This is a genomic window from Pseudoduganella sp. jia 12 (genome assembly GCF_055502675.1).
Window position 1 is genome coordinate 460,064 of record NZ_JBUXKP010000003.1, and the last position, 13,208, is coordinate 473,271.

Below are 13,208 nucleotides of genomic sequence, written 5' to 3' on the forward strand. Positions count from 1 at the left end.
TATAGTGAGCGCCTTGCGCATCGTCAACCCTCTTTGCGCTGCGCCGATGGGATAGCCGCGGATGGACCATTACCCGGCGACGACATCACCGCCCCGCCCCGCACCCGGGCCAGTGCCGCCGAGGCGGCGGTGACCACCATTTCCGTCGTATACGGCTTGCGCACGAACTCGGATGCCAGCCCGGCCAGCCGGTCCGGTTCCCCGATGAAGCCACTGGCCAGCACCACCGGCAGGCGCGGATGGCTGCGCGCGAGGCGGTGCGCCATCTCGATACCGTCGAAGGCGCCCGGCATGCGCACGTCCGAGAACACGAGGTCGACTGCATCGAGGTTGCTCCGCAGCGCTTCTTCCGCGTTGCCCGCGCAGCACACGGTGCAGCCGAGCGCGGAGAACAGCGCCACCGCCACTTCGGCCACCAGCGCATCGTCTTCCACGCACAGCACGCGCAGGCCGGCAAAGAGATCGTTCTTCTGCTCGTCCGTGGCCGGCGCCGCCTGCACCGGCTGGGGTTCGCCCCGGTGGGGCAGCACGATGGCGACGAGGGTGCCGGCGGGCGAACTGCGCAGGTAGGCGGTGCCGCCGCTCTGCTGCGCATAGCCATACACCTGCGACAGGCCCAGGCCGGTCCCCTTGCCGAGCGGCTTCGTGGTAAAGAACGGTTCGAAGGCCTGCCGTGCCACGGCCTCCTGCATGCCGACGCCTTCGTCGCGCAGCGCCACTTCCACGAATGGCCCATGCAAGGCCGAAAGCTCGGGCAGGTCGGCCGCGGGCAGGTCGATGTCGCGCACCGAAAGGATCACGTTGCCGCCATGCGGCATCGCGTCGCGGGCATTGATCGCCAGGTTCAGCAACGCCATTTCCAGCAAGGCCAGGTCCGTCTCCACCGGCCGCGGGGTGGCGGGAATGTCGATCGACAGCGTGATGCGCTTGCCCAGCGAATGGCGCAGCAGCTGGGCGACGGCATGCACGTGCTCGTCCAGTTGCACCGCCGTCACCTGCATGGGCTGGCGGCGGGCAAAGGTCAGCAGTTGCTGGGTCAGGCGTGCACCCTGGTCGGTCACGCGGGATATGCTGTCGAGGGGCTTCTGCAACTGCGGCTGGTCGCGGCCGAGCATCCGGATGACCTGGGTGGCGCCGGAAATGACCTGCAGCAGGTTATTGAAATCGTGCGCCACGCCGCCCGTCAGGCGGCCCAGCGATTCGAGGCGGCGTGCCTCGGCCAGCGTGGCCTCCACCTGCCGGCGCTCGCGCACTTCGTGGGCCAGCGCGGCCGAGCGTTCGTCCACGCGCCGTTCCAGTTCGGCCGCGTGCTGGCCCAGTTCGGCGAGCTGGTCGCGCACCTGGAATTGCAGCAGCCGCGTGCGGTGCGCCGACAGGATGGCCAGCAGCAGGCCGTCGCGCCGCAGCGGGCGGGTGATCAGGGTCACGTTGCCGAGCCTTTCCAGCACGCCGGAGGCGCCGCCCATCAGTACCGCGTCGGCGTCGGCCAGCGCGATGATGGGGATATTGGACCACAGCGGCTGGCTGCGCAGCTGCGCGGCGAGCTGGTCGGCCGGGCAGCGCATCAGGCCCTCCTCCGTCACGATCGCCAGCAGGGCTTCTTCGTCGAGCGCGGTGGTGAACTGCGTGGCGCCGGTGCAGACCAGTGCCTCGAGGTGGACGGCGGCCAGCACTGTGCCGAGCACGTCGGCATCCCGGCCTACCGGCGCATAGACGACGGCATGCATGTCAGGGAACGAGCCGCGTTGCGTCGCCCGGCCCGGCACCGTCGACGCGGTTGCCCACCTCGATGCCGTCTTCCACCAGATGGAACTCGCGTACTTCATGGCTATGGCGGCCATGGCGCTTCTTCAGCACGCTGATGGCCTTGTCCATGATGCCGTGCGCTTCGTGGAAGCGCAGCGCGATCACGTTGTCGGTGATGATCGACAGGGCATCCGGCTCGCGTGTCGTGTCCAGCGCGGCGGAATGGGCGCCCACGATCACGGCGATCACGCCCATGTTCGCCAGATAGGAAAACAGTTCGTTCATCTGCAGCAGCAGCATGCTTTCCTCGCGCACCAGGTCCAGGTAGGAGTTGATGCTGTCGATGACCACGATGCGCACGCCGTCGTCTTCCACGCTGCGCCGCACGCGCCAGATAAAGGCGCCCGCGGAAATGCGCGACGGGTTGATGCGCGTGATCATCAGCCCGCGCGGTTCGCCGGTCTCGTCATGGATGCCGAAACGGGCGATCATGCGCGAGCGCAGCGTCATCTCCGCTTCGTCGAGCACGTAGTAGGCCGCCTTGTCGCCGGCGCGCACGGCCGCCAGCGCATATTGCAGCGCCAGCGTCGTCTTGCCCACGCCGGCCGGGCCGATGATCATCGTCGACGTGCCGTCGATGATGCCACCGCCCACGATGTCGTCCAGTCCGGCCACGCCGCTGAGGAGTTCCCTGGGCTGGTAGTCGCGCCGGTGTTCCTCGGCGATCAGGCTGGGGAAGATCAGCACCTCGTCGCGCTGGATCGCGAAATCGTGCCAGCCGCTCTGGTAGTCGGCCCCGCGCAGTTTCACGATCTTCATGACGCGATAGCCGGCGCCATACGGGCGGTCGCGCTGCTCCAGCGTGATGGCGCCGTGCACGGCGCTCTGCAGTTCGAACTCGTGGTTCACGGCCGTCAGGTCGTCGAGCAGGATCACGGTGGCGCCGGCCCGCGCCAGGCGGTTGCGCAGCGTGATGATCTGGCGCCGGTAGTGGGCGCTGTCGTGCGCCAGCAGGCGGATCTCGGCCATCGAGTCGATCACCACGCGGGTCGCGCCGCTGCGTTCGACCTCGCCCGCGATCGCATCGATCAGTTGCGACAATTCGGCATCGCTCGGCAGCATGATGGTCTGTTCGCCGAACTCCTGCGCTTCGAGCAGGTCGGGCGCGAACAGTTCGACGCCATCGAGCGACCAGCCGTGGCTCGCCGCCGTGGCATGCAGCTCCTCTGCGGTCTCGGACAGGGTGACATACAGGCAGCCCTGCTTTTTTTCCGCGCCCGCGATCAGGAACCGCATGCCGATCGTCGTCTTGCCGGCACCGGGGCGCCCCTCGATGAGATGGATGCGGCCGGCCAGCAAACCGCCGCGCAATACGGCGTCGAGTTCGGGAATACCGGTAGGAATGCGTTTGGTCGCTGTCATGGTCGTTGGCCTGAATTGATTGTGCCGGGCTGTCGACCGGAAAAAGTGGCTCACAGAGTGCAAGTATCCGGGCAATTGTAGCCGAACCAATATTTTCAAACGCACAATTGAATCTTGGTTACTTCACTTTCAAAGCACCAATCATCGCTCGGCTGGCAACGGACGGAAAGCCAGTCACGCGAAGCCCGACATGCGGCGCCGGAGCCTGAAACCATGCCGCCGGCGCGGCGCGGATCAGCCGATGCCGTGGATGAACGCGGCGATCTCCGCCAGCGCGAACGTGCACACGCAGTCGCTGCGCCCGCCGGGTTCCTCGAGCGGCGGGGGCGGCAGCCGTTTCACGGCCGTGGGAATGCCGGCGCCGATCAGCCTGGCGCCGTATTGCTCGGCTTCGTCGCGCAACGGGTCGTCGTCGGCCGAGAGGATCAGTGCCGGCGGCAGGTTTTTCAGCCGCGACGATTGCAGCGGCGACGCGTAGGGATGCGTGCGGTCGGCCGCGTTGGGCAGGTAGGCGCGGTAGCCTTCCGCGCAGGTGCGCGCCACCTCGTCGACCACCGTGGCCTTGTCGATACAGGCCGGCATGGTGCGCATCGAGCAGGTGGTGAGCCCGGGATCGAGCATCGGCATGATCAGCACCTGCCCGGCCAGGGCCGGGCCGCCGCGGTCGCGCGCCACCAGCGATGCCACGGCGGCCAGGTTGGCGCCCGCCTCGATGCCCGCCACGATCAGCCGCTTGCCGCTCCAGGCCAGCTTCGCCTTGTGCTTCTTCGCCCACAGCAGCACGGCGTGGGCGTCTTCCACCGCGGCGGGGAACGGTTTTTCGCACGCGAGCGTGTAGCCGGCGGCCAGCGCCACCTGGCTCGGGTCGGCGGCCACCAGCTGGCGCAGGAACTCGTCGGCCTCGCTGATCGAGCCGCCCGTGAAGCCGCCGCCATGGAAGAACACGACCAGCGTGTCGCGCTTGCCCGTGGCTGGGCCGGCGAGGTGCAGGCGGGCCGGTAATGGGCCGGTGGCGCCCATGGCTTCCACGTCGCGTGAAAGCAGAGTCTCTTCGTTTCCCGATCGTTCGTTCATGTGCTTGTTCCTTCTGTTTCATTGCCGGTACGCTGGCAAGAGGCTCGGGACCGCTGGCCAAAAACCGGGGTCAGTCCCCTCGATCATGGCCGGCGATGTGCATAATGCCAACGACTGGCGGGGACAGACCCCTGTGACGCTGGCGCGCTCCCATCATCGGGCATCGTCAATGCGTTGGCAGCCTGACACCGGTGTCAGACACCGGTTCTCCGGCGCCAACTGCTGGCGGCTTTACTGCCAGCCGCCGCCTAACACCTTGTACAACGTGACCTGATTGCTGGCCTTCGCCAATCGTGCGCTGATGTAGGTCTGCTGCGCCGTATACAGGTTGCGCTGCGATACCAGCGCGTTCAGGTAGGACTCGGCGCCCTTCCGGTACCGCTGCTCGTGGATCCGGTAGCTCTTGCCGGATGCTTCCACGAGCGCGGCCTGCGAGGCCACGCGTTCGTCCAGCGTGCCGCGCTGGGCCAGCGCGTCCGACACTTCGCGGAACGCCGACTGGATCGACTTTTCATACTGTGCCACGGCGATATCGCGGCTGGTTTTCGCCAGGTCCAGGTTGGCCTGGTTGCGGCCGCCCGAGAAGATCGGCAAGGTCAATTGCGGGATGAACGACCAGGTGCCGGCGCCCGCCTTGAACAGGTTCGACAGGTCGCCGCTCGCGGCGCCGGCCGATGCCGTCAGCGAGATGCTCGGGAAGAATGCGGCGCGCGCCACGCCGATGTTGGCGTTCTGCGCCTGCAACGTGCGTTCGGCGGTCATCACGTCCGGCCGGCGGGCCAGCACTTCGGATGGCACGCCTTCGGGCAGGTCGGCCAGCTGCGTGACCGGCTGCAGCGTGTCTTGCGGCAGCAGTCCGGCCGGCACCGGGGCGCCGGCCAGCAGCGCCAGCGCGTTGCGGTCCGCCGCCACCTGGGCGGTGTAGACGGCCACGTCGCTGCGCGCCGTTTCCACGCTGGTCTGCGCTTCGTACATGTCCAGGCCCGACGTGGCGCCCGCCTCGAAGCGGCGCCGGCTCAGGTCCAGCGTGATTTGCTGGCTCTTCAGCGTGTCCTGCGCCAGGCGCAGGCGTTCCTGGTCCGCCGCCAGGGTCAGCCAGGCATTGGCCACTTCGGCCACGAGGCTGATCTGCTGCGAGCGGCGCGCCTCTTCGGTGCCAAGGTACTGCTGCAGCGCCGCTTCGGACAGGTTCCTGACCCGGCCGAAGAAATCGAGCTCGAAGGCCGGGATGCCGAGGCCCGCCGTGTACTGGCGCGTGATATAGCCGTCGCCGGTGGCGGACTGGTTGTCCGCCACGCGCTGGGCCGTCTGGCCCACGCCGGCGTTCAGGCCCGGTACGCGGTCGGCGCGCTGGATGCCATACTGGGCGCGCGCAGCCTCGATGTTGAGGATGGAGACGCGCAGGTCGCGGTTGTTCGCCAGCGCCAGTTCGACGAGCTTTTCCAGCTGCTCGTCGGCGATGAAGTCGCGCCACGCGATGTCGTGCGCGGCGTTCGCCTCGCCGGGGCGCTTGGCGGGCTGGTAGGCGTCGCCTTTCGGCCATGCCTGCGTGACAGGCGTCGCGGGGCGCTCGTACACGGGGGCCAGGCTGCAGCCGGACAGCACAGCCGCCGCGGCCAGGGTCAATAGAGTCTTGTTCATGTCAGTTCGTTTCATTTGCAATCTTGCCGGCAGCCGGTGCCGCATCCTTCCTTGTAAACATGCTCCGCACCAGCACGAAGAACACGGGCACGAAGAAAATGCCGAGGAACGTGGCCGTCAGCATGCCGCCCAGCACGCCGATACCGATGGCATTCTGGCTGCCGGAGCCGGCGCCGCTGGAAATCGCCAGCGGCAGCACGCCCAGGCCGAACGCGATCGACGTCATCAGGATCGGCCGCAGGCGCATCTTGACGGCTTCCAGCGTTGCCTCGCGCAGGTCGCGGCCCGATTCCTGCAGTTCCTTCGCGAATTCCACGATCAGGATCGCGTTCTTCGCCGCCAGGCCGACCACCGTCAGCAGGCCCACCTGGAAGTACACGTCGTTCGCCAGGCCGAAGCCCCATGTGGCGATCACCGTGCCGATGATGCCCAGCGGGATCACCAGCAGCACCGAGAACGGCACCGACCAGCTTTCATACAGCGCGGCCAGGCAGAGGAACACGATGAGGATCGAGATCGTGTACAGCATCGGCGTTTGCGCGCCGGAGTCGCGTTCCTCGATCGACAGGCCGGTCCACTCGTAACCCACGCCCGGCGGCAGCTGGGCGATCATCTTTTCCATCTCGGCCATCGCCACGCCCGAGCTCACGCCCGGCGCCGGGCTGCCCTGGATGTTCATCGACGACACGCCGTTGTAGCGCTCCAGGCGCGGCGATGCGTAGATCCACTCGCCGCTGGCGAAGGCGGTGAACGGCACCATCTCGCCGCCGGCATTGCGGACGAACCATTTGTCCAGGTCCTCCGGCAGCATGCGCGATTCGGCCGAGCCCTGGATGTACACCTTCTTCACGCGGCCGCGGTCGACGAAATCGTTCACGTACGACGAGCCCCAGCCCACGGACAGCACGCGGTTCACGTCCGCCACCGTCAGGCCCAGCGCGCTGGCTTTCTGGTGATCGATGGTGATCTTGTACTGCGGCGTATCTTCCTGTCCGTTCGGGCGCACACCCACCACGTTCGGATTCTGCGCGGCCATGCCGAGCAGCTGGTCGCGGGCAGTCATCAGGGCCTTGTGGCCGATGCCGCCGGTGTCCGTCAGGTGCAGGTCGAAGCCGCCGGCGTTACCCAGTTCCATCACCGCCGGCGGCGCGAACGTGAACACCATCGCATCGCGCAGTTGCAGCAGCGCGCCCATCGCGCGGCCGGCCACGGCGGCGCCCGTGTTCTCGTCGCCCGGGCGCTCGGCCCAGTCCTTCAGCTTCACGAAGGCCATGCCGTTGTTCTGGCCATTGCCGCCGAACGAGAAGCCGGCCACGGAGAACACGGAGTCGACGTTGTTCTTTTCGTTGACGAGGAAGTGCTTTTCCACTTCTTCGATGGTTTTCAGCGTCCGCTCCTGCGTGGCGCCGGACGGCAGCTGCACCTGCGTGAACAGCACGCCCTGGTCTTCTTCCGGCAGGAAGGACGTGGGCAGGCGCATGAACACCACGGCCAGCACGGCCAGCAGCACCGCATACAGCAGCATCGACGGCGCGCGGCGGCGGATCATCGTGGCCACCACGCCCTGGTACTTGTTCGTGCTCTTCTCGAACGTGCGGTTGAACCAGCCGAAGAAGCCGCGGTCGGTCAGATGGTGGCCCTTCTCCACCGGCTTCAGGAACGTGGCGCACAGCGCCGGCGTGAAGATCATCGCCACCAGCACCGACAGCACCATCGACGACACGATCGTGATCGAGAACTGGCGGTAGATCACGCCCGTGGAGCCGCCGAAGAACGCCATCGGCACGAACACGGCGGACAGCACCAGCGCGATGCCGACCAGCGCACCGGTGATCTGGCCCATCGACTTCTTCGTCGCTTCCTTCGGCGACAGGCCCTCTTCCGTCATCACGCGTTCGACGTTTTCCACAACCACGATCGCATCGTCGACCAGCAGGCCGATGGCAAGCACCATGGCGAACATCGTCAGCGTATTGATCGAATAGCCCAGCGCCGACAGTACGGCGAAGGTACCCAGCAGCACGACCGGCACGGCCATCGTGGGGATCAGCGTGGCGCGGAAATTCTGCAGGAACAGGTACATGACGAGGAACACCAGCACCACGGCTTCCACCAGCGTCTTGACCACTTCCTCGATCGACAGCTTGACGAACGGCGTGGTGTCGAAAGCCACCACGGCCTTCATCCCCTGCGGGAACAGCTTGCCCATTTCCTCGACCCTGGCCTTTACGGCTTCGGCGGTATCGAGCGCGTTGGCACCCGTGGCCAGCTTGATCGCCAGGCCGGCGGCCGGCTTGCCGTTGAAGCGCACCACGCTGTTGTAGTTCTCGCTGCCCAGTTCCATCTTCGCCACGTCGCGCAGGTGCACGGTGGCGCCGCTGGCCTGCGTTTTCAACAGGATCGCGCCGAACTGCTCGGCCGTCTGCAGGCGGCTTTGCGCCGTGATCGTGGCGTTCAGCTGCTGGCCGCGCACGGAAGGCGCGCCGCCCAGTTCACCGGCGGAGACTTCGGCGTTCTGTGCCTGCACCGCCGCGATCACGTCGCTCGGGGTCAGCTGGTAGCTCGTGAGCCTGGCCGGATCGAGCCAGATGCGCATCGCATACTGCGAGCCGAAGTGCGTGATCTCGCCCACGCCCTGCACGCGCGACAGCGGTTCCAGCACGCTGGAGGCCACGTAGTCGTCGATGTCGGCATTGTTCATGCTGCCGTTCTCGGACACGAAGCCCAGCACGAGCAGGAAGTTCACGGTGGCCTTCGAGACGACGAGGCCCTGCTGCGTGACTTCGGCAGGCAGCAGCGGCGTGGCCAGCTGCAGCTTGTTCTGCACCTGCACCTGGGCGATGTCGGGATCGGTACCGTTCGTGAACGTGAGCGTGATGCTGACGGCGCCCGTGGTATCGGAATTGGACGACATGTAGCGCAGGCCGTCGATCCCCTTCATCTTCTGCTCGATGACCTGGGTGACGGCGTCTTCCACGGTTTTCGCGGAAGCGCCCGGATAGGAACCGGCGATCTGGATCGTCGGCGGTGCGATGCTGGGGTACTGCGCGATCGGCAGCCCGCGGATCGCGAGTACGCCGCCCAGCATGATGACGATGGCGATCACCCACGCGAAGATGGGGCGATCGATGAAGAAACGTGCCATGTGATGTGCTCCTTATTGCACGGCGGCCGGTTTGGCGGCGGCCGCGGCCGCGGCCGTGGTAGCGGTGGCGGTGGCGGGAGCGGCATTATTCACCACCACGGCGGGCGCGCCGGGCTTCACCTTCTGGATGCCTTCGACGATCACGCGGTCGCCGGCGGCCAGTCCGGAACTCACCAGCCACTTGTCGCCGCTGGTGCCGGTGGTGGCGATCACGCGCTGCTCGACGATGCCCTGCCGGTTCAGCACCAGCGCCGTGGCTTCGCCCTTCTGGTTGCGGGTCACGCCTTGCTGCGGCACGGCGATCGCCTTTTCATCGACGCCATTCTCGACGACGGCGCGCACGAACATGCCCGGCAACAGGTCATGCTTCGGGTTCGGGAACAGCGCGCGCAACGTGACGTTGCCGGTGCCCGGGTCCACGGCCACGTCGGCGAATTGCAGCTTGCCTTCCTGCGCGTAGGTCGAGCCGTCGGCCAGCTTCAGCGTGACCTTGCCGGCCGATTTCGTCACGCCGCCGCTTTCCAGCGATTTCCGCAGGCGCAGCAGTTCCCCGCTGGACTGCGTGACGTCGACATAGATCGGGTCGAGCTGCTGCACGATCGTCATGGCCGATTCCTGGCCGGCCGTGACCAGCGCGCCCGGGGTCACGTTCGAGCGGCCGATGCGGCCCGAGATCGGTGCGTGCACCTTCGTGTAGTCCAGGTTGATGCGAGCCGTCTGCAATTGCGCCTTGGCCGATTCCACGTCCGCGCGCGCCTGTGCTTCGGCGGCCACCGCGTCATCGTAATCCTGGCGGCTCACGCCTTCGATCTCCACGAGTTCCTTGTAGCGCTTCACTTTGGGGCCGGCCGTCAGCAGGTTCGCTTCGGCACGGGTCAACGCCGCCTTGGCCGCGCTGAACGACGCCTGGTACGTGGCCGGGTCGATCTGGTACAGCTGGGTACCCGCCTTGACGTCGGCGCCTTCCGTGAACAGGCGCTTCTGCACGATGCCGGCCACCTGCGGGCGCACTTCGGCGACCTGGAACGCGGACGTGCGGCCCGGCAGTTCGGTGACCACGGCCAGCGCTTGCGGCTGCACCGTGTAGACAGCCACCTGCGGCGGCGGCATCTTGCCGCCCTGCGCGCCGGCCTGCTGTTTTTTGTCGGAATCGCAGCCGGCGGTCAGTGCCGCCGCGCCTGCGAGGAAAAGGATGCCGGCAATGGCGGGCCGGCGATGCGAAGTTGGGTTCATGGTTGGACTCGTTCTGGACAGTATTGGCTGGAATTATTAGCGACTACTCACTCATTTATTCGGGTAAATTTTTTGGACTTGCCTGGTCGGCGCGCCCGGTCAGTTGCTCAGACAGCTTGGCTTGACGAAGTCCCCTGCTCGTTGGGAAAGAAAATGCGGGCATGGGCCTTGAAACCGCTCAGCTTGTACTCGGCGGCACGCTCGGGCTCGCGCGTCGCGAAACTGAGCGTGGCATCGGCGATCGCGATGAACATGGCATCGCCAAAGGCCGGATTCAGATGCTCGAAGAGTTCGCTCTTCATGCTGGCTTCGACGAGGCCGACGTCCGGAAACAGCGACATTTCCTTCTCGCGTGTTTCCTCCGTCAGGATATCGGTCACGGTCAGCTGGTTCAGGGTCTTGATCCACGTGGGATGGGCAAGGCCCCAGTCGATATAGGCGTTCCACTGTCCTTCCGCGCGCCGCAGCAGGGGTTGCCCGATGTCGAGCGCTTCGGCAAGCGCCTCGCACAGTTGGCGGAACAGGTACAGGTACAGCTCATTGAACAGCGCATCCTTGTTCGGGAAATAGCGGAACAGCGTGCCTTCCGCCACCCCGGCCAGGGTGGAAATCATGGCGGTGGGCGCACCGACGCCGCGCTGCGCGATGGCTTCGGCGGCGGCAAGCAGCAGGTGGATGCGTTTTTCTTCGCTCTTGGGGCGGGCCATGGTTGGCTGGGCTAATTAATGAGTGAGTACTCATTATATTTGAATCCGCCCGGCGGTGCAACACCCGGGCCTTGCCGATCCTGATAAATTGTATACAATCATTGTATGCGATCCGTTCGCATGACCGCGTGGACCGGCTGGCGCCTGCTTGCCGGCACCGCGCCATCCGCCCACGGGCCGGCTTCCCAAACGGAGCAAGGCCCGCGGCGCGATGACGGTGGCCATCGCCACTTCCCCGGAATCGCCCATGTGCCGGCAACAGCCGGATACGACACCTTCGCTCGACGCACCCTCGCGCACCATGCAAGCCACGGGTGCGGCGAAGGACTGCTGCCGCGCCTGGGTGGGCGGGACCGTCAAGCAGGCATCAATCATTGAACAGGGTGTCCATGGAATCGAAAGTCAGGTTGGTGGTAGCGGCATTGGCGGCATTGACCGTCGCAACGGGCGCGGGGGCAACCGATACGGGCCCGCATTGGGACTACGAGGGCAAGGCAGGCGCCGCGCACTGGGGCGAACTGGCGCCCGGTTTTTCCGCCTGCCGGCAGGGCAAGGCGCAATCGCCCGTCGATATCCGCGCCTCGAAGGCCGGTACGTCGGCGCCGATTGGCTTCGCCTACCACGCGAGCGGCGCCGAAATCATCAATAACGGCCATACGGTGCAGATCGACCTGGCCGACGGCGGCGGCATCGATGTCGACGGCGTTACCTACCGGCTGGTGCAGTTCCACTTCCATACGCCGAGCGAGGAAGCGTTCAACGGCCGGCGCTACCCGCTGGTGGCACACCTGGTGCACAAGAGCGACGCGGGCGAGCTGGCTGTGGTGGCCGTGCTGTTCAGGAAAGGCCGGGAAAATGCCGCGCTGGCGCCCGTGTTCGCCGGCATGCCGGCCACGGCAGGCGAACGACACACGGCCGATGCCGACTTCGACCCCGCCTCCCTGCTGCCCGAGCAGCGCGGCTACTACGCCTACACGGGTTCGCTGACGACGCCGCCATGCAGCGAGGGCGTGCGCTGGCATATCCTCAAGGAGCCGGTCGACGTGTCGCCCGCACAGCTAGCGGCGTTCCGCAAGCTGTACCGGATGAATGCGCGGCCCGTGCAGCCGTTGAATGGGCGTGTGGTGGGGGTCAATTACTGACGCTCGGGCTTCCCCATTAATACCGTTATCGGGTCTGCATGCGCACAGCCAGCGGCGCAAAAAATACCATACGTAAATTATCAAAAAAACCATATAAACAGGTATGATGACCCATCAATAACGATGGAGACAACCTGATGACCTACCGCCTTGCCTTGTTTTCCCTGCTGGCCGCCGCGCCGCTGCTCGCCGCCGCCCAGTCCACGCCCCAATCGCAGGTCGAGTCCGCCGAAGAAGCTTTCTGGCAGGCTTATAACACCTGCGACCATGCGGCGATCGCAAGCCGGCTGGCGAGCGACGTGGAGTTTTACCACGACATGGGCGGCGCCCTGAAAGGCAAGGACAGCCTGTCCGGCGCCGTGCGCAACAACATCTGCGGCAATCCGCAGGAGAAGACCCGCCGCCAAGCAGAGAAATCCCAGGTCTTCCTGCTCAAGCAGGGGGACAAGGTGTACGGCGCCATGGTCACCGGTGAGCACACCTTCCACATCAAGCGCGGCACGGCCGCCGAAGCGACGGAAGGCCGCGCGCGGTATTCGCACGTGTGGCTGCAGAACAGCCCCGGCACGTGGGAACTGTCGCGCGCGGTCAGCTATGACCACCAGCCGTTCGCGGCGCCGCCGGCCATCGCAGCCGCCAAGGCGGCACTGACGGCAGCGCAGATCGACCGCTACGTCGGCGAATTCACCGGTACCGGCATGCCGCCGCTGGCATTTTCGCGCGCGGGGAACGACCTGACCGTGGCATACGAAGGCAAGAACCTCGTGCTGCACCCGCTGGACAAGCCGCACACCTTCCTCGTCAAGGAAAATAACGCCGAAGTCGAATTCCGCGCAGGGGCCGCCGGTCCGGCCACGGCGCTCGTGGTGCGCATGAACGGCAACGCGATCGGCGAAGCGCAGCGCAAGTAGGCGGATCGGGAAGCAGCCGGCCCCCGGCCGGCGCCTTCCTGAAAGCCTTCCGGGCCGTTCGGGAACCTGAAGGTTTCACTGCGGCCCTGTCGAGAGCATGACGCCCTGCCCGTGGATCGATTCCGGCCCGCAGCGGCGGCAGTTGCCGCGAAACCACAGTGGGCGGCAAGCCGGCATATATGTTGCT

The 13,208-nt window shown here is 66.3% G+C and carries 9 protein-coding genes; 2 read left to right on the forward strand and 7 right to left on the reverse strand.

The features are described from left to right. Positions 1 to 23: 23 nt before the first annotated feature. From ACY65G_RS08140 to ACY65G_RS08170, 7 genes are all read right to left on the reverse strand, one after another. Positions 24 to 1,841, reverse strand: a complete 1,818-nt coding sequence (locus ACY65G_RS08140) for a response regulator (protein WP_464996851.1) — start codon at positions 1,839 to 1,841, stop codon at positions 24 to 26. After that, positions 1,729 to 3,168, reverse strand: coding sequence for an ATPase domain-containing protein (locus ACY65G_RS08145; RefSeq protein WP_464996852.1), 1,440 nt, complete (start codon positions 3,166 to 3,168; stop codon positions 1,729 to 1,731). The genes ACY65G_RS08140 and ACY65G_RS08145 overlap by 113 nt, the downstream gene beginning before the upstream one ends. Before the next feature lie 234 nt (positions 3,169 to 3,402). Further along, entirely contained in the window at positions 3,403 to 4,242 is an 840-nt protein-coding gene (locus ACY65G_RS08150; RefSeq protein ID WP_464996853.1) for an alpha/beta hydrolase, read from the reverse strand. A 231-nt stretch (positions 4,243 to 4,473) separates the two neighbouring features. Next, positions 4,474 to 5,883 (reverse strand): efflux transporter outer membrane subunit, encoded by a 1,410-nt coding sequence (locus ACY65G_RS08155; RefSeq protein WP_464996854.1) that lies wholly within the window; start codon positions 5,881 to 5,883, stop codon positions 4,474 to 4,476. 1 nt (position 5,884) lies between these two features. After that, positions 5,885 to 9,028, reverse strand: a complete 3,144-nt coding sequence (locus ACY65G_RS08160; protein ID WP_464996855.1) for an efflux RND transporter permease subunit — start codon at positions 9,026 to 9,028, stop codon at positions 5,885 to 5,887. 12 nt (positions 9,029 to 9,040) lie between these two features. Further along, entirely contained in the window at positions 9,041 to 10,261 is a 1,221-nt protein-coding gene (locus ACY65G_RS08165; RefSeq protein ID WP_464996856.1) for an efflux RND transporter periplasmic adaptor subunit, read from the reverse strand. 107 nt (positions 10,262 to 10,368) lie between these two features. Further along, positions 10,369 to 10,968: a TetR/AcrR family transcriptional regulator gene (locus ACY65G_RS08170; RefSeq protein WP_464996857.1), complete on the reverse strand. Its 600-nt coding sequence runs from the start codon at positions 10,966 to 10,968 to the stop codon at positions 10,369 to 10,371. Positions 10,969 to 11,357: 389 nt separating this feature from the next. On the opposite strand from ACY65G_RS08170, the gene ACY65G_RS08175 reads away from it, so the two are divergent. Together ACY65G_RS08175 and ACY65G_RS08180 are read left to right on the forward strand one after the other, a co-directional pair. Continuing rightward, entirely contained in the window at positions 11,358 to 12,110 is a 753-nt protein-coding gene (locus ACY65G_RS08175; protein WP_464996858.1) for a carbonic anhydrase, read from the forward strand. 137 nt (positions 12,111 to 12,247) lie between these two features. Further along, positions 12,248 to 13,021, forward strand: a complete 774-nt coding sequence (locus tag ACY65G_RS08180; RefSeq protein ID WP_464996859.1) for a nuclear transport factor 2 family protein — start codon at positions 12,248 to 12,250, stop codon at positions 13,019 to 13,021. Positions 13,022 to 13,208 lie beyond the last annotated feature (187 nt).